Source organism: Kitasatospora sp. NPDC058115 (assembly GCF_042884635.1).
Taxonomy (GTDB): Bacteria; Actinomycetota; Actinomycetes; order Streptomycetales; family Streptomycetaceae; genus Kitasatospora.
Map to the genome: position 1 here is coordinate 1 of NZ_JBHVTL010000028.1, position 16958 is coordinate 16958.

General features: G+C 71.7%; 11 protein-coding genes. 2 read left to right on the plus strand and 9 right to left on the minus strand.

Features of this window, described 5'->3' with window-relative positions; genetic code table 11:
* Nucleotides 1-25 precede the first annotated feature (25 nt).
* Entirely contained in the window at nucleotides 26-1876 is a 1851-nt protein-coding gene (gene asnB, locus ACFVVL_RS27195) for an asparagine synthase (glutamine-hydrolyzing) (protein WP_380289510.1), read from the minus strand.
* 1485 nt (nucleotides 1877-3361) lie between these two features.
* Nucleotides 3362-4498 carry an MFS transporter gene (locus ACFVVL_RS27200; RefSeq protein WP_387679695.1) on the minus strand — a complete coding sequence of 379 codons (1137 nt, stop codon included), beginning with the start codon at nucleotides 4496-4498 and terminating at the stop codon, nucleotides 3362-3364.
* Between the two features lie 482 nt (nucleotides 4499-4980).
* Here ACFVVL_RS27200 and ACFVVL_RS27205 point away from each other — a divergent pair, with 482 nt between their 5' ends.
* Together ACFVVL_RS27205 and ACFVVL_RS27210 are read left to right on the plus strand one after the other, a co-directional pair.
* A complete protein-coding gene (locus ACFVVL_RS27205; protein ID WP_387679698.1) occupies nucleotides 4981-5991 on the plus strand; it encodes a GlxA family transcriptional regulator in 1011 nt (336 codons plus the stop codon).
* A gap of 1282 nt (nucleotides 5992-7273) precedes the next feature.
* The gene (locus ACFVVL_RS27210) at nucleotides 7274-8020 is read left to right on the plus strand and encodes a thioesterase family protein (RefSeq protein ID WP_387679930.1); all 747 of its coding nucleotides are present in this window, start codon (nucleotides 7274-7276) and stop codon (nucleotides 8018-8020) included.
* Nucleotides 8021-8492: 472 nt separating this feature from the next.
* Here the strand turns inward: ACFVVL_RS27210 and ACFVVL_RS27215 are convergent, their stop codons facing one another.
* From ACFVVL_RS27215 to ACFVVL_RS27245, 7 genes are all read right to left on the minus strand, one after another.
* Complete coding sequence (locus ACFVVL_RS27215; RefSeq protein ID WP_387679701.1) at nucleotides 8493-9737, minus strand: cytochrome P450; 1245 nt, start codon at nucleotides 9735-9737, stop codon at nucleotides 8493-8495.
* A complete protein-coding gene (locus tag ACFVVL_RS27220) occupies nucleotides 9734-11539 on the minus strand; it encodes an NAD(P)-dependent oxidoreductase (RefSeq protein WP_387679704.1) in 1806 nt (601 codons plus the stop codon). The genes ACFVVL_RS27215 and ACFVVL_RS27220 overlap by 4 nt, the downstream gene beginning before the upstream one ends.
* 10 nt (nucleotides 11540-11549) lie before the next feature.
* Nucleotides 11550-11876, minus strand: a complete 327-nt coding sequence (gene fdxA, locus ACFVVL_RS27225) for a ferredoxin (protein ID WP_380289520.1) — start codon at nucleotides 11874-11876, stop codon at nucleotides 11550-11552.
* A 102-nt stretch (nucleotides 11877-11978) separates the two neighbouring features.
* The gene (locus ACFVVL_RS27230; protein ID WP_387679707.1) at nucleotides 11979-12908 is read right to left on the minus strand and encodes a lactoylglutathione lyase; all 930 of its coding nucleotides are present in this window, start codon (nucleotides 12906-12908) and stop codon (nucleotides 11979-11981) included.
* A gap of 5 nt (nucleotides 12909-12913) precedes the next feature.
* The gene (locus ACFVVL_RS27235; RefSeq protein ID WP_387679710.1) at nucleotides 12914-14512 is read right to left on the minus strand and encodes a hypothetical protein; all 1599 of its coding nucleotides are present in this window, start codon (nucleotides 14510-14512) and stop codon (nucleotides 12914-12916) included.
* Nucleotides 14509-15603, minus strand: a complete 1095-nt coding sequence (locus ACFVVL_RS27240) for an NAD(P)/FAD-dependent oxidoreductase (RefSeq protein WP_380289526.1) — start codon at nucleotides 15601-15603, stop codon at nucleotides 14509-14511. The genes ACFVVL_RS27235 and ACFVVL_RS27240 overlap by 4 nt, the downstream gene beginning before the upstream one ends.
* Complete coding sequence (locus ACFVVL_RS27245; protein ID WP_387679714.1) at nucleotides 15600-16943, minus strand: SidA/IucD/PvdA family monooxygenase; 1344 nt, start codon at nucleotides 16941-16943, stop codon at nucleotides 15600-15602. Before ACFVVL_RS27245 ends, ACFVVL_RS27240 begins: the two co-directional genes overlap by 4 nt.
* Nucleotides 16944-16958: the final 15 nt, after the last annotated feature.

The following is a 16958-nucleotide window of genomic DNA, read 5'->3' on the forward strand; positions in this document are numbered from 1 at the left end:
GGGGTGTGGGGTGTGGTGGTGGGTGTTAGTCGGTGATGGTGATGTTGTAGGTGTGGAGCCAGTTGTTGAGGGCGAGGGGGACTTCGAGGTCGATGCGGGTGATTTGGGTGCTTTCGTTGGTGATGGGGTTGTTGAGGCGTTGTTTGGTTTTTTTGTGGTCGAGGAGGGGGTGGATGGGGGCGTTGGGGTTGGTGAGGGTTTCGGTGAGGCGGTCGCGGAGTTTCTTTTCGTAGCCGGAGTCTTGGGTGCTGGGGTAGGGGGCTTTGACGCGTTCGATGATGGATTGGGGGAGGAGGTCGCGGGTGGCGGCGCGGAGGAGGCTTTTTTCGCGGCCGTCGAATTTTTTCATGGCCCAGGGGGTGTTGAAGACGTATTCGACGAGGCGGTGGTCGCAGAAGGGGACGCGGACTTCGAGGCCGACGGCCATGCTCATGCGGTCTTTGCGGTCGAGGAGGGTGTTGACGAAGCGGGTGAGGTTGAGGTAGCCGAGTTCGCGCATGCGTTTTTCGAGGCCGGTTTGGCCGGGGATGGTGGGGACTTCGGCGATGGCTTCGTGGTAGGCCTGGCGTCGGCGTGCGGGGATGTCGAGGCGGTTGAGGAGGGCGGGGTCGAAGAGGGGGGTGCCGTCGTAGAAGGGGGCGGGGGTGGTGGTGAGCCAGGGGAAGGTTTCGGCGGTGAGGACTTCGGGGTCGTGGAACCAGCTGTAGCCGCCGAAGAGTTCGTCGGCGGATTCGCCGGAGAGGGCGACGGTGGAGCGTTCGCGTACGGCGCGGAAGAGGAGGTAGAGGGAGGGCCACAGGTCGCCGTACCAGACGGGGGGTTGGTCGGTGGCGGCGAGGACGGCGGCGCGGATGGCGGGGTCGCTGAGGTCGTCGCTGTCGAGGAGGATTTCTTTGTGGTCGGCGTGGACGAGTTCGGCGAGGTCGCGGACGAACGGGGCGTCGGGGGTGGCGCGCAGGGGGTCGGGGACGAAGTTTTCGGCGGCGCCGACGAAGTCGACGGAGAAGGAGCGGACGGGGCCGGCGCCTTGGGCTTTGAGGGCTTTGGCGGCGAGGGCGGTGACGGCGGAGGAGTCGAGGCCGCCGGAGAGCAGGCTGCACAGGGGGACGTCGGAGATGAGTTGGCGGGAGATGATGTCTTCGAGGAGTTCGCGGACGGTGGTGATGGTGGTGTCGAGGGAGTCGGTGTGTTCGCGGGCTTCCAGGGCCCAGTAGCGGTGTTTGGTCAGGCCTTGGCGTCCGACGCGGACGAGGTGGCCGGGGCGGATTTCGGCCATGCCGGTGAAGAGGGCGTGTTCGGGGGTTTTGACCATGTCGAGGATCTCGCGCAGGCCGTCGGCGTTGACGCGGCGGGGGACGGCGGGGTTGGCGAGGATGGCTTTGGGTTCGGAGCCGAACAGGACGCCGTGGGGGGTGGGGAAGTAGAAGAGGGGTTTGACGCCCATGCGGTCGCGGTAGAGGACGAGTTCCTCGCGGCGGATGTCCCAGATGCCGAACGCGAACATGCCGTTGAGGCGGTGGACCATGTCGTGGCCCCACTGGAGGTAGGCGCGCAGGACGACCTCGGTGTCGCTGTTGGTGCGGAAGCGGTGGCCGAGGACGGTCAGTTCGGAGCGCAGTTCGCGGTAGTTGTAGATCTCGCCGCTGAAGGTGAGGACGGCCAGGGCCCGGCCGTCCTCCTCGGCGACCATCGGCTGGCGGCCGCCTTCGAGGTCGATGACCGACAGCCGGCGGTGGCCGATCGCGGCGTGGCGGTCGATCCAGACGCCTTCGGCGTCGGGGCCGCGGCAGGCCATGGTGTCGGTCATCGCGTTGACGGTGGCGTGTTCGAGGGTCAGGTCACGCTCGAAGTCCACCCAGCCGACTATTCCGCACATGTGTGGTGTCCTCTCGGTAGGTGATGGTGCCGGGGGGCGTGGCCCTGGGGGCCGCGCGGGCGGGCGCCGTGGTCCCGTGCCCGTGCGGGCGGGCGGGGGTGTAGGGGCGCCTTCGGGTGGGGCGGGGGCAGGGGGGTGTGGCGTGGTGGCCGTGCCGCGGCACGTACACGCCGCGGGGGTCGCCGTGGCGGGCACGTGCCGGGGGTGGCGCGGGTCCCGCGTCACGGGTGTGCGGGGTGGTGCGGGGTGGTGCGGGGGTGCCGGCTCGCGCGGGTGGTGCCTCGCGCGGGGCACCGCGCCGCCCGGATGGTGCGGGGGTGGTGCGGGGGTGGTGCGTGCCGTGTCACGGGGGTGCTGTGGTGCGCGTGCCGCGTGACCGGTGGTACGGGTGCCGGCCCGCGCGGGAGTGCGTTGCGCGGCAGCCGCGTCGCGCGGGGTTCCGCGTGACGGGTGGTGCGGGGGGGTGGTGCGGGTGCCGCGTGACCGGTGGTGGAAGGCCCGTGGCGTGTGTCGCGGTGCCCCGGTGGTGCGGGTGCCCCGTGTCACGGGGGTGCCGTGTGACGGGTGGTGCGGGGTGGTGCGGGTGCTGTGTCACGTGGCTGCCGCGTCGCTCAGGGTGGTGCGGGTGGTGCATCGCGCGGGGTCCCGTGTGACGGGTGGTGCGGGGTGGTGCGTGTGTCGCGGTGCCCCGGTGGTGCGGGTGCCCCGCGTCACGGGGGTGCCGTGTGACGGGTGGTGCGGGGTGGTGCGGGTGCTGTGTCACGCGGCTGCCGCGTCGCGCGGGGTGGTGCGGGTGGTGCATCGGACGGGGTCCCGTGTGACGGGTGGTGCGGGGCCCGTGGCGTGTGGCGCGGTGCCCCGGTGGTGCGGGTGCCCCGTGTCACGAGGGTGCCGCGTGACGGGTGGTGCAGGGTGGGGCGGGTGCTGTGTCACGCGGCTGCCGCGTCGCGCGGGGTGGTGCGTGTGCCGCGGGACGTGGCTGTTGTGGTGCGTGTGCCGCGGTGCCCCGGTGGTGCCAAGGGGCCGGCGGCGTGTGGCGCGGTGCCCCGGTGGTGCGGGTGCTGTGTCACGAGGGTGCCGTGTCGCGCGGGCGGGGTGGTGCGGGTGGTGCATCGCGCGGGGTCCCGTGTGACGGGTGCTGCGGGGTGGTGCGTGTGCCGCGGGACGTGGCTGTTGTGGCGTGTGTGCCGCGGTGCCCCGGTGGTGCGGGTGTCCCACGTCACGAGGGTGCCCCGGTGGTGCGAAGGGGCCGGTGGCGGGTGCCGTGTCACGTGGGTGCTGTGGTGCGGGTGCCGCTTCCCGGTGGTGCGGTGGTGTGGCTGTTGTGGTGTGTGCTGTGCGCGGGCCCGTGGCGTGTCCGTGGTGTGTCCCGGTGGTTTGTCCCGGTGGTGTTGGGACGTTGTGCGGGTGCCGGGGTGCCGGGGTGCCGGGGTGCTGGGGTGCTGGGGTGCCGGGGTGCTGGGGTGTTGTGGGTGTTGGTGGTGGTTAGGGGTGTGTGGTGTCGGGCCAGGTTTGGCGGTGGGTGAGGTGGAGGAGGGTGGTGAGGACCATGAGGGTGGCGGTGATTCCGCCGAGGGTCATGACGGTGGAGGGGGAGGTGCGGTCGACGATGGCGCCGCCGACGAGGGCGCCGAGGGAGATGGTTGCCTGGAAGGAGGCGGTGAACAGGACCGAGGCGGCTTCGGGTGCGGTGGGTGCGGCTTTGGCGAACCAGGTTTGGGAGGAGACGGGGACTGCTCCGTAGGCGATGCCCCAGACGATCAGCAGGGTGATGGCGCCGGTGTCGCTGTGTCCGAGGACGGGCAGGAGGAGGGTTGCGGCGGCCAGGAGTGCGGCGGCGGTGCCGAAGCCGGTGCGTGGGTGGCGGGTGACCAGGGCGCTGCCGAGGAAGTTGCCGGCGATGCCGGCGGCGCCGTAGATGAGGAGGAACACGGTGATCGCGCGGGAGCCGGCGTGGGTGACCTGTTCGAGGAACGGGGTGACGTAGGTGTAGGTCCCGAAGTGGGCGAGGACGATCAGGAAGGTCAGGGCGAGGGCGTAGCGGGTGTTGGTGCTGCGGAAGAGTCCTGCGAGGACGCTCAGGCGGGTGGTTTCGGTGGGGGGCAGGGGTGGCATGACGGCGAGGAGCAGGGCGAGGATGGCGACGGTGAGGACGCCCATGACGACGAAGGCGGTGCGCCAGCCGGCGATGTCGCCGATGAAGGTGCCGACGGGGACGCCGAGGACGGAGCCCAGGGGGACGGCGGAGAAGATGACGGACAGGGCTCGTCCGACTTTCTCGGGGGGGACGAGGCGGTCGGCGAGTCCGGCTCCGATGGACCAGAAGCCGCCGATGGTGATGCCGACCATGACGCGTGAGACCAGGACCAGCCAGTAGTCCGGTGCTGCGGCGGCGAGGAAGTTCGCCAGTGCGAGCAGCAGCATGAACACGCACAGCATGAGGCGGCGGTCGATGCGTGCGGTGGCGGCGGTGACCAGGGGCGCGGAGAGTGCTGCGAGGAATCCGGGCATGGTCATCATCAGCCCCGCCATCCCGTCGGAGATGGTGAAGCTGGAGCCGATCGAGGTGAGCAGTCCGATCGGGAGAATTTCGGTTGTGACGATCGAGAAGATCCCCAGCATTACCGACAATACCGCCAGCCACTCGACCACGGGTGATCGAACGGGCCGGCCGGTTCCGCCTTCGAGCGAAGTGGCGGTCGTCGTTGAGGCCATGAATTCCGTCCTGTGAAGGGCCTTTCGGTGCGCGACCAGTCCAGCAGGTCCCGGGGAGGGAGACTGGCAGCTTTGCGACATCACCCTTTCGGGGAGCGGGCCCTGGGTGCGGTGCCGGAGGCGGGGGTTCCGGGCGTGTGTGCAGGTCAGCGGGTCGGGTGCGGGTGGGTGGGCGGGGTGGTGGGGTGGGGTGGGGTGGGGGCAGGTCGTCCACGACTTCGGCAGGTCCGTGGGGATAAACAAGTGGCTCATGCGCTCTTGCGCCGATGCTATGCTGATGCTGTGCGGGCTCTTCCTGTCCGCGGGTTCCGTGTCGTGTCACGGCATTTGCCGGATACTTCGGCACGACTCTATTGACCGGGAACGTTCCGGCGGTGACGGTATGAGTCATGCCGATTTCTCTAGCTCTGGTTTTTGCTGCAGGAATCTCCGGTCTTGATCTTGCGGCTGCGCGTGAGGTGTTCGGTGTCGATCGTGCGGCGCTGGCGGATCCTTGGTACGACTTCGCGGCGTATGTGGTCGACAGTGTGGACAGCTGTGATGCGTGCCGGATCGAGCGGTTGTGCTCTCTGGAGGAGCTCGCCAAGGCTCACACCGTTGTGGTGTTGGGGTGGCCGGATGTGACGCGGATGCCGTCGGCGGGTCTGTTGAATGCGATCCGTGGGGCTCATGAGGCCGGTGCGCGGATGGTGTGTGCGGACACGGGGGCGTTCGTGCTGGCGGCCGCGGGGTTGCTGGACGGGCGTCGGGTGGCCACGCACTGGGCGCATGCCGATCTGCTGGCGGCCCGGTATCCGCGGGTGCGGGTGGATGCGGAGGCGTTGTGTGTCGACGAGGGTGACATTCTGTCGTCGGCGGGTGGTGCGGCGACGCTGGATCTGTTCCTGCATCTGGTGCGGGTCGATCACGGTCCGGCGGTCGCGAAGGCGCTGGCGTATCGTCTGGTGACGCCGTTGCAGGGTGGGGACGAGCAGGTGCCGTCCCCGCCGGCGCCGTCGTTGCAGGGTGGGGACGGTGCGGAGGATCCGTTGCTGACGGAGGTGCTGGCCTGGGCGGCGCAGCGGCTGGACCAGCAGGTGACGGTCGAGGTCATGGCGCAGCAGGCCAATGTGAGCCGGCGGACGCTGGTGCGGCGTTTTCGTGCGGGTACGGGGATGGCGCCTTTGCAGTGGTTGCTGACGCAGCGTGTTCAGCTCGCGCAGCGGTTGCTGGAGACCACGCACCTCAGTGTCGAGCAGGTTGCCGCGCAGACCGGGATGGGGACTGCCGCGACCTTGCGCCGGCATTTCACCCGTACGGTCGGGGTGCCGCCGGATTCCTACCGGCGGTGGTTTCGTGGGCGGGGCCGGGCGCAGTGGGGATCCGCGACCGCGCCGGCCGCGGCGGCCCCGAAGTCATGACACCCACCGCCCCACCCACCCACCCACCCACCCGCCGGCTCACCCGCCGGCCGGCCGGCCCGTGGCCTGGCGGACCTCCCGGGCACGGCGCCGCTGGGCAGTCGCAGCCGTACCCGGCAACCCTCCCGGGCCCGGCACCTCACACCTCGTTCCCGAGGCCGTACCTGCACGCCTTCTCGGGTGTGGCACCACGCGGTGTGCTGGGTCCCTTCCGCAGCCGGCAACCCCCTTGGGCGCGGCGCTGCCGGGCAGTCGCAGCCGTACCCGGCAACCCGGCAACCCTCCCGGGGGCGGCACTGCTCACACCCGTTCCCGAGGCCACACTTGCGCACCTTCCCGGGTGTGGCACCACGAAGTGCGCTGGACCCCTTCCGCAGCTGGCAACCCTCTCGGGTGCGGCGCTGCCGGGCAGTTGCAGCCGTACCCGGCAACCCGGAACTCCTCGCGGGCCCGGCACTGCTCACACCCGTTCCCGAGGCCGCACCTGCACACCCTCTCGGGTGTGGCACCACGCGGTGTGCTGGGTCCCTTCCGCAGCCGGCGACGCTCTCGGGTGCGGCGCTGCCGGGCAGTTGCAGCCGTACCCGGCAACCCGGCAACCCTCCCGGGCGCGGCACCTCACACCCCGTTCCCGAGGCCGCACCTGCACGCCTTCCCGGGTGTGGCACCACGCGGTGTGCTGGGTCCCTTCCGCAGCCGGCAACCCTCTCGGGTGCGGCGCTGCCGGGCAGTCGCAGCCGTACCCGGCAACCCTCCCGGGGGCGGCACTGCTCACACCCGTTCCCGAGGCCGCACTTGCACACCTTCCCGGGTGTGGTACCACGTGGTGTGCCGGGTCCCTTCCGCAGCCGGCGACGCTCTCGGGTGCGGTGCTGTCGGGCAGTTGCAGCCGTACCCGGCAACCCGGCGACCCTCCCGGGGGCGGCACTGCTCACACCCGTTCCCGGGGCCGTACTTGCACGCCTTCCCGGGTGTGGCACCACGTGGTGTGCTGGGCCTCTTCCGTAGCCGGCAGCCTCCTTGGGCGTGGCGTTGCTGCACGCCTGTTGCCGAGGCGGTGTCTGCGTGCCTTCCTGGGTGCGGCATCTGGTGTGTGGGGGTCTTTCGTGGGTGTGTCGGGGTGCGGTATCGGTGGGGGTGTTCGGGGTGTGGGGGTCTCGGCGCTGTGCGGTGGTCGAGGTCGTTGTGTGGGGAAGTTTCGGTTGTGTGAAGGGAGTTGGTTGTTGTGGGTGTTGGTGATGTGGCGGTGGGTGGGGCGTTCTATGAGGAGGTGGGTGAGGGGGTGTTTGCGAGTGGTGCGGCGACGGCGGGGCCGTGGAGTGCGAAGTTGCAGCATGGGGGGCCGCCGTCGGCGTTGTTGGGGTGGGCGATGGAGCGTTATCGGCCGAGGGAGGGGTTGCGGATCGCGCGTGTGACGGTGGAGTTGGTGCGTGCGGTGCCGGTTGCGGATCTGCGGGTGGAGGTGCGGACGGTGCGGTCGGGGCGGCGTGCGGAGTTGCTGGAGGGTGAGATCGTCTGTGGGGGGCGGACGGTGGCGTTGGCGCGGGCGTGGCGGGTGGTGGCGAGTCCGGTGGACACGCCGTGTCTGGCGCCGGGGCCGGGGGTGGGGCGGGTGCCGGGGGTGCAGCCGGCGGCGGTGATGGCGGGTGCTCATTCTGAGGGGTATCTCGCGGCGATGGAGTGGCGGTTCGAGGGGGGTGGGGGTTTTGATGTGCCGGGGCCGGGGGTGGTGTGGGCGCGTCAGCGTATTCCGTTGCTGGCGGGTTGTTCGGACACGCCGTTGACGCGTGCTCTGGTGCTGGCGGACAGCAGTTGGGCGGTGGCTTTCGAGTTGGATCATCATCGGCGGTTCGTCATCAACACGGATGTGACGTTGCTGGTGCACCGTGATCCGGTGGGGTCGTGGTTGTGTCTGCGTTCGGCGACGGCGGCTGCGGCGCGGGGTGCGGGTCTGGCGGAGGGGGTGCTGGCGGACGAGGCGGGGCAGTGCGGGCGGGTGCTGCAGACGCTGGTGGTCGACGAACGCTGACCCCCGGTCACTCGGCGACCCCGCCCGCCGGTTGCCCGGCCCCTGCCCGTCCCGACCGCCGGCCTGACCCCGGCCACCCGGCCGCCCCGCCCGGCCCCGCCCGGCTCCTGTTCCCGGCTGTCCGGTCCCCGCCCGGCTCCGGCTCCCGGCTGCCCGGCCACCCGACCCCCGGCCGTCCGGCCCCTGCCCGCCCCACCCGACCCCCACCCCGCTCCGGTTCCCGCCCGACCCCCATCCGGCTCCGGGCCGGTTGCGGTTCCTGGCTGTCTGGTCCGGGTCGGGTCCTGTCCGGGTTGCGGGTCGGTGTCTGGCCCGGTCGTCCGGTCGGTCCCGGTTTTGGTTTCCGGTTGCGTGGTGTGGTGGTCGGGGTTTGCCGGGTGGGGGCCGGTTGTTTGTGTTGCGGGGGGTGGTGTTGCCGGTGGTCTGGTGTGGTGGGGGAGGGGCCGGTGGCGGGTGGTGGGGTGGGTGGGGGTTAGTGGGGCCAGTGGACGAGGAGTTTGCGGGGGCCGCGGAAGGAGACGTTGGCGGGGAAGTCGAAGTCCTGGTTGTCGACGAGGTTGATGTCGGGGGCGCGTTGGGCGAGGAGGTCGAGGGCGATGCGTGCTTCCATGCGGGCGAGGGGGGCGCCGATGCAGTAGTGGATGCCTTGGCCGAAGGCGAGGTGTTTGCGGGAGTCGTCGCGGTGGACGTTGAAGGTTTCGGGGTCTTCGAAGTGGTTGGTGTCGCGGTTGGCGGCGCCGAGGAGGAGGAGGATCTTGGCGCCTGCGGGGATGTCGGTGGTGCCGACGGTGACGGGTCGGGTGGTGATGCGTCGCCAGGCGGGGATGCTGCTGTCGTAGCGCAGGATTTCCTCGACGGCTTGGGGGATGAGGGTGCGGTCGGCGCACAGGTCGTCCCATTGGGGGCGGTTGACGAGCAGGCGGCGGATGGCGTTGCCGGTGAAGCTGGTGGTGGTTTCGTGGCCGGCGAAGCTGAGTCCGTAGGCGACGTTGGTGATGTCGGAGACGGGCAGGCTTTCGGGGTCGGCCTGGTGGATGCGGATGAGGTCGCTGGTGAAGTCGTCGACGGGTTCGGCGAGGCGTTTGGCGACGAATTCTTCGCAGTACTGCCAGTAGTTGACCATGTTGGAGGCGATGTCGCGTTGTTCTTCGGGGGTGGGGCGGCCCCAGCTGAAGGCGATGCGGTTGCCGCACCACGACTTCAGCATGTCCATGTCCTCGTCGGGGAAGCCGATGAAGGTGAAGATCATGTAGGCGGGCAGGGGGTAGGTGAGGGCGGAGACGAGGTCGACGATGCCGGAGCCGGGTTCGACGGCGTCGAGGAGTTCTTCGGCCTTGGCCCAGACCTTGGGTTCCAGGGCGGAGATGCGGCGGGCGGAGAACGATTTCTGGTTGTGGCGGCGTATGCGGGTGTGGCGGGGCGGGTCGCAGTCCGACATGACGGGGTAGGCGTGGAAGCCGGCCTTGATGATGTTCTGCGCTTCGTCGGACAGGGGGAAGACGGGGCGTTGTCCGACGGCGGCGGAGAACGTCTTGGGGTCCATCAGGGCGCTTTGGATGTCGTCGAAGCGGGTGATGACCCACATGTCGATGGAGGGGGCGTAGAAGGCGGCGGTCTCTTCGCGCACCCCGGTCAGGATCGGGTAGGGGTCGGCGATGTAGGCCTCGCCCAGGGGGTCGAAGCTGTGGTGGACGGGGCAGCCCGTGACGTCCGTCATGACGGATCCTCCGTGTGCGGTGGTGTGGGGTGGTGGCGGTCGGTGAGGTCGACGGACCTGGCCGTGTGCACGCCGGGGCCGGCGGCCGTCAGGGCCGTCAGGGCGCCGGCGGCGCCGCGGGCCGCGGCCGTGGGGGCGCTGCGGGCCGGGGCCGTCGGGGCGCTGTGGGCCGGGGCCGGGGCCGGGGCGGGGGCCGGGGTGGTGTCGAGGGTGATGGCGGCGAGTGCTTCGCCGCCTTCGGTGGTGCGTGAGACCTGCATGTGCGCGATGTTGAGGTTCAGGTCGCCCAGGACGCGGCCGAAGGCGCCGATCATGCCGGGGGTGTCTTTGTAGCGCAGCAGGAGCAGGTGGGTGTGGGTGTCCAGGGGGAGGTCGAGGTCGTGGTCGTCGATGCCGGTGAGGCGGTGGCGGGCGCGGGGGCCGGTGACGGTGGCGCGTGCGGTGGTGGTGCGGCCGTCGGTGTGGTGGGCGCGCACGCTCAGGGTGGTGCGGTGGCGTGGGCAGGGGGCGGCGGTGGCGGGGTGGACGTCGATGTCGTGGTCGTGGGCGATGAGGGGGGCGTTGACGGGGGTGACGCGTTCGTCGGTGAGGTCGTCGAGGATGCCGGCGAGGGCGGCGGCCTGCAGCAGGCGGGTGTCGTGGCGGGTGAGGTCGCCGTGGGTGGTGATCCGCAGGCCTTGGGGGGGTGTGCCGTCGCCCAGGGCGGTGAGGATGCGGCCGAGGTGGCGGGCGAGGGGGACGAACGCGGTGACCTGGGGGTCGGTGCCGGCGCCGGGCAGGTTGATGCTGTGCGGGCCGGGGTCGTGGGCGGATTGCAGGGCGTGGCGTACGGCGTGGGCGGCCTGGGTGTGGGCGCGTTCGCGGGCCTCGGTGGTGCGGGTGGCGAGGGCGGGGGTGGCGACGACGCGGGGGTGGGCGGCCAGGGTGGCGCTCGCGGGGGTGGTGTGCGGGCCGGGTGCGGCCGGGATGTCCAGGGCGGCGCCGGCGATGCGTCCTTCGTCCAGGGCCCGGGCCAGGGCGCGGTGGTCGAGGGCGCCGGCGTGTTCGGCGCTGACGATCAGGGCGGTGGGTTTGACCCGGCGCAGGTGGTCGTGACCGAGGACGGGGAGGGTGGCGGGGCCGGCGGGTTCGTGGAGGGTGATGACGTCGCAGGCGCCGAGCAGCTCCTCCAGCGTCACGATGCGAACCCCCACCGCCCCCGTCGTGCCCGCGTCTGCCGTGTCCGTCGCGCCCGTGCCCGTCGTGTCCACCGCGTGCGTGTCTGCTGCGTGTGTCGGGTGTGTGGGGTCGTGGGCGAGGATGTGCATGCCGAAGGCGGACATGCGTTGTGCGACGAGGTGTCCGGCGGTGCTCAGGCCTATTACGCCGAGGGTTTTGCCGAGTAGTTCGGTGCCGGTGTGTGCGGTGCGGTTCCAGGTGCCGGTGGTGAGGGTGGTGTGGGCCTGGGGGATGTGGCGGGCGGTGGCGATGATCAGGCCGCAGGTGAGTTCGGCGACGGACAGGGCCTGGGGGGCGGGTGGGGCGAGGACCGTGATGCCGGCGCGGGTGGCGGCGGGCAGGTCGGTGCGGTGGTTCGGGCCGGTGCCGTGGCGGGCGAGGATTTTCAGGTCGCGGGCGGCGGTGATCACGGTGGCGTCGACGTCGGTGTCGGGGCCGGCGAGGAGCGCGTGCGCGCCGGGGGCGGCGGCGAGCAGGGCGGCGTGGTCGCCGGCGGGGATGCGGCGTACCTGCACGCAGGGGCCCAGGGCGTCCAGGGCGGCGGGTGCGAGGTCGTCGGTGACGAGGACGACGGGCGTGGTCATCGCGGTGCTCTCAGCTGTCCGTGGTGGTGGGCGGCAGGGCGGCGATCGTGGGGTGGTCGGTGGTGGCGGCCTGGGTGGCCGCGGCGCCGCCGGGGGAGCCGAGGGTGTCGGCGAACTCGCGTTCGGCGGTGGTGTAGGGGGTCCAGGGGGCCGGTACGGCGTCCTCGTAGTAGACGGCCTCGACGGGGCAGACGGGTTCGCAGGCGCCGCAGTCGACGCATTCGCCGGGGTGGATGTACATCTTGCGCGGGCCCTCGTAGATGCAGTCGACGGGGCATTCCTCGATGCACGCCTTGTCCTTGACGTCCACGCAGGGCTGGGCGATGACGAAGGCCATGGGTCCGATCCTCCACAGGTCCGAACAGCGGGAAAGGGGGGGCGGGCGGTGCGGGGTGGTCCGGGGGTGTCGCTCGCGTACGTGCGTGTCGGGGGTACGGGGTCAGTGCTGCTGTCCGTGGGGGGTCTGCCAGAGTTCGGCGCGTACGCCTCCGGCGAGCAGCACCGTGCCCCCGCCCTCGTCCCCGTTCCCGTCCTTGTTCCTGTGGCCGTTGCCGTTGCCGGTGGTGGCGGTGGCGGTGGGGGGCAGGACGAGGGCGGTGGGGCAGGGTGCGGGGTCGGGGGTGGTGCGGGCGACGAGCAGGAGGTTGCCGATGACGGCGCAGCGTGCGGGGTGGGGGCCGGTGGGTGCGGGGCCGGTGAGGGCGGGGGCCTGCAGCAGGTGTTCGTAGAGCCGTAGCGTGGTGGTGAAGTCTTCCTCGGGGACGGCGCGGCGTACGAGCAGCTGTGGTGCCCTGTCCCGCGCCGCCGCACCGCCGCCGCTGCCGTCAGTGCCGCCGCTGCTGCCGCCGTCGACAGCGTTGCTGGTGCTGTTGTCGGCGGTGTTGTCGTTGGCGCTGTTGGTGGTGGTGCGGGTGCGGGGTTGTTCGCCGGGGTAGGGGCGGTGTTCGACGAGTTCGGCGAGTTGGCCGTCGGGGTAGCGCACGCGGGCGCGGGCTCCGGGGAGGATGGGTTCGGGGGCTTCGAGGACGGTGGTGGCGGTGGTGTGCAGGAGGGTGAGTTGGGTGGTGAGGGAGGGGACGATCAGGGAGTAGGCGGTGCGGCGTTGCATGGGGGTGAAGGGGCGTTCGCTGGCGATCAGCAGGAGGTTGCCGATGGCGGCCAGTTCCAGGCCGCCGAAGTCGGGGATGGGCATGCGCAGGTCGGCGTCCACGGCGAGGAGGTGTTCGTAGAAGGTGATGTGGTCGTCGAGGTCGGTGGCGTGGATGAGTGAGCGGGCGAGCAGGCGTGGGCGGGTGAGGACGGAGGAGTCGGGGCGGGTGCGGAACCAGCGTTCGGGGTTGGCGGGTCTGGTGGGCACGGGTGTGGGCATGGGGATCAGTTCTCCTTCGTGGTGGGCGGGGGGGCGGGCCACCACGGTTGTGCGGTCAGTCCCCAGGCCGTCAGTTCTTCGGTGACCAGGTGGTGCAGGTGGTCGCGGGTGCCGAAGTGGTCGGGCATGGCGGTGACGGTCAGGGTCATGCGTGGGCCCAGGCGGGCCAGGCACAGGGAGGCGCGCAGGCGGGCGCGTTCGGGGATCAGGCCGGGGACGTTCATGGTGCGCAGGGCCACGCGGGTGGCGGTGGGGCCGGCGCAGCGGGCGACGGCGTCGGGGATGTCGCCGAAGTTGGAGGCGACGGCGTCGGTCTGCTGGGCGCCGGGGTTTTTCAGGCGGGTGGCCAGGTGTTCGGGCAGTAGGTGCCACAGGGGTTCGGGGACGAGGGTGGTGCGGTGGGTGGCGGAGGTCTGCAGGAGGTGTTTGGTGGCGCGGCGGGTGGGGTGCAGGTCGTCGTGGTGTGGGGGGCCGCCGGGCAGGGGCAGGGGGAGGACGACGAGGGCGTTGGCGCGTTCGTCGCCGTCGGCGCGGCGCAGGTTCATCGGGATGCCGAGGGTGAGGCCGTGGTGGGCGGCGTGTGGCAGGCGGGCGCGCAGGAGGTTGGCGGCGATCTCCAGGAAGAGGCTGTTGACGGTGCCGCCGTGGGCGCGGGCCCGTTCCTCCCAGGCGTGGGCGTCGATGTCGAGGACGGCGGTGGTGAAGAACCGCGGCTGCGACCCGCCCCCCGCCCCGCCCGCCGTCCCGCTTGCGGTCCCGTCCGTCGTGCCGTCAGTCCCGTCCGTCGTGCCGCTCGCGGTCCCGCTTACCGTGCCGTCAGTCCCGTTCGCCGCACCGTTCGCGGTCCCGCTTACCGTGCCGTCAGTCCCGTTCGCCGCACCGTTCGCGGTCCCGCTTACCGTGCCGTCAGTCCTGTTCGCCGTACCGTTCGCGGCGGTGCCCGCCGCATCGGCTGCTGTCCCGTTGGCTGCACTGTTGGCCGCACCGGTTGCTGTCGTGTTGTTGGTGGTGGGGTGCAGGGCGGTGGTGAGGGTGGTGCGCAGGTGGGGGTCGGTGGCGAGGTGGAGGGTCCAGCGGGCGGTGTGGCGGGCGGCGCGGGTGATCTGGCGCAGGGCGTCGGCGGTGTCGCTGTGGCGGGGGCCGGTGGGTGGGTGGGCTCGGGTGGTGGTGGCGAGGGCGTTCAGGATGCCGAGGCCGTCGCTGAGGAAGTGGGGCACGGTCAGGGAGATCAGGTGGCCGCCGTCGTAGGGGGCGCTGGCGAGGTGCCACAGGCGGGTGGAGCCGGCGGGTAGGGGGATGCGGATCTGGTCGTCGATCCAGTCGGGGGCGGTGGTGTGGGTGAGGGGGTGTGTCTGGTGGTGCGGGGGGTCGGTGTTGGTGGCGGGTTTCCAGGCGCGGCGGGCGCCGGGCAGGCGGGGGTGGTGGGCGCGGCGGCTGAGCAGTCCGTGGTTGAGGTGGTGCCACAGGTCGTCGAGGGCGTGGGCGGGCAGGGGCCGGGGGGTGTGCCACAGGACCTGGACGATGCGGGTGGAGCCGAGGGTGTGGGCGCTGTGGTGGAGCATTTCGTCGGTGGGGTTGAGGCGCCAGGAGTCGGTGTCGGTCATCGGCTGGCCGCGGTGAGGAGTTCGGTGGCGGCGTGGCGGGCGACGGCGGGGGCGAGTTTGAAGCCGCCTCCGTTCCAGCCGACGGCGGTGACCAGGCCCGGGGCCTGGTTCCAGCGGGTGACGGTGCCGGGTGTGCCGGGGGTGAGGGCGTCGTAGGCGCTGACGCCGCCGACGGCGCGGGCGTGGGCGAGCGGGGGGAAGCGTTCGCGCACGACGGTGCGGATGCGGTGTTCTTCGGCGGGGGTGACGTGGTGGCGGACGGTGGGGGGGATGCCGGTGCGGGTGCTGGTGACGCCGGCGAGGACGGTGTGGTCGTCGTCCCAGCGGCGCAGCCAGGCTCCGGTGGTGGTGTCGACGAGGGTGGGCAGGTGGGCGAGGTGGGTGGTGTCCTCGATGTGGAAGAGGCAGTAGCCGACGGCGCGGGTGGTCAGGGGCAGGTGGATGCCGGCGGTGGCGGCCAGGGGGGTGCTGGCGGCGCCGGCGGCGAGCAGGACGGCGTCGGCGTGGACGGGGCCGGTGGTGGTCTGCACGCCGTGGACGCGGGTGTCGCCGGGGCGGGTGAGCAGGGCGGTGGCGCGGGTGGTGAGCAGGCGGGTGGTGGGGTGGGTGGTGGCTTCGTGCAGCAGGGCGCGGGTGAGGTCCTGGGCGGGCAGCCAGCCGGCGTGGGGTTCGTGGACGGCGAGGAGGTGGTCGGGGGTGCGCAGGGCGGGGAAGTGGTGGGTGATCTGGTGGGCGTCGAGTACGTGGGCGCTGTGGCCGGCGTCGTGGGCGGTGGTGAGGGCGGGGTGTGCGGTGGTGAGGGTGTCGCGGTCCAGGAGGGTGAGGCTGCCGTGGGCGCGCAGGTGCGGCCAGGTGCCGTGGGGGCCGCGGTGTTGGTAGGCGGCGCAGCCTTCGGCGGCCCAGGCGGCGTGGGTGGTGGTGGGGTCGAAGGCGCGTACGAGGCCGCCGGAGGCGCTGGTGGCGCCGCCGGTGGCGCCGGTGTCGTCGATGAGGACGACGCGTGCGCCGTGGGCGGCGAGGCGTTCGGCGGTGGCCAGGCCGATGACGCCGGCGCCCACGACGGCGATGTCCGCGCCGGGGGTGGTGCTCACTGCAGGACCCGTTCGGCCGGGCGGTGCCGGGGGGTGTCGTCCTCGTGGAGGTGGAGCAGGGAGGCGGTGACGTCGGAGGCGCGTACGGAGAGCATGGCGAGGGCGCCGGCGTCGCCCATGCCGTGGCTGGCCTCGCACAGGCCGTTGAGGTAGACCTTCAGCGGGCGCGGGGCGGAGGCGGAGGCCTTGAGGGTGATGGAGTAGTCGCGTTCCACGACGGGGATGCCGTCGTCGTCCAGGGGCAGGCGGTGGGCGAGGCCTTCGAGCAGGGGGTGGTAGCGCTCGTCGTGGGCGCCGGTGCCGAAGTCCTTGAAGCCGGTGGCCAGGACGACGATGTCGGTGTCGATGGTGTCGCGGGTGAGGTGGTTGACGTCGTGGACGCTCAGGCGGTGTCCGCCGCCGGGTGCGTTCTCCAGGGCGGTGACCTCGGTGAAGGGGGCCAGGCGCAGCCGGTCGCTGCCGGTGAGTTCGTATTCGCGTTGCAGGCCGACGAGGCGGTCGATGACGTCCTGGTCGCAGGCGGCGTAGTTGATGGAGCGCAGTTCCGCGCGCAGGCGCCGGCGGGTGGCGGAGGGCAGGGGGTGGAAGTAGTCGACGAACTCGGGCAGGAACACCTGGCGGCTGTAGGGGCTGGTGTCCTTGAGGCGGAAGCCGATGCCGCGGTGGATGGAGGTGACCTGGCGCACGTTGGGGCGGGCCAGCAGGTCCAGGACGATCTCGATGGCGCTCTGGCTGGCGCCGACGACCGCCACGCGGATGTCGCGTGCGGCGAGGGCCTCGATGGAGGACAGGTAGCGGGTGGAGTGGAAGACGCCCGCCCCGGTGGCGGCGGGGGTGCGGAAGGGGGCGGGGATGCGCGGGGAGCGGCCGGTTCCCACGACGACGGTGCGGGCGAGGTAGCGGGCGCCCTCGTGGGTGCGCACGCTGAACAGCTCGCCGCCGTCGCTGTCCTCCACCAGGCCCAGGGCCTGGACGCTCTGCCCGTAGTCGACGTGCTCGGCGAAGGAGCGGGCGACCCAGGCGAGGTAGCCGGCGTACTCGCGGCGCAGCGGGAACTTGGCGTTCAGGTGGAGGTAGTCGGTCAGGGCGCCGCGGGAGGCGAGGTACTTGATGAACGTGTAGGGGCTGTCCTGGTTGCGTTGCATGACCAGGTCGCGGAACGGGTTGTTCTGGATGTCGGTGCCGGGCAGCAGTTGCTCGTCCTGCCACTGGAAGCCCGGTGAGCGTTCGAGGAAGTGGGCGTCGTCGGGGCGGCCGAGTTCGTCGAGCGCGACGGCCAGGGAGAGGTTCGCCGGTCCGAACCCGATGCCCAGGATGGGGTGAACCTTGTTCGTCTTCACTACTCACGCATCCTC

Coding starts and splice junctions, on each gene's coding strand:
- fdxA (WP_380289520.1), bottom strand. CDS start 11,876: ATGGCCTTCGTCATCGCCCAGCCCTGCGTGGACGTCAAGGACAAGGCG.
- ACFVVL_RS27220 (WP_387679704.1), bottom strand. CDS start 11,539: ATGACCACGCCCGTCGTCCTCGTCACCGACGACCTCGCACCCGCCGCC.
- ACFVVL_RS27205 (WP_387679698.1), top strand. CDS start 4,981: ATGCCGATTTCTCTAGCTCTGGTTTTTGCTGCAGGAATCTCCGGTCTT.
- ACFVVL_RS27235 (WP_387679710.1), bottom strand. CDS start 14,512: ATGACCGACACCGACTCCTGGCGCCTCAACCCCACCGACGAAATGCTC.
- asnB (WP_380289510.1), bottom strand. CDS start 1,876: ATGTGCGGAATAGTCGGCTGGGTGGACTTCGAGCGTGACCTGACCCTC.
- ACFVVL_RS27200 (WP_387679695.1), bottom strand. CDS start 4,498: ATGCTGGGGATCTTCTCGATCGTCACAACCGAAATTCTCCCGATCGGA.
- ACFVVL_RS27215 (WP_387679701.1), bottom strand. CDS start 9,737: ATGACGGACGTCACGGGCTGCCCCGTCCACCACAGCTTCGACCCCCTG.
- ACFVVL_RS27230 (WP_387679707.1), bottom strand. CDS start 12,908: ATGCCCACACCCGTGCCCACCAGACCCGCCAACCCCGAACGCTGGTTC.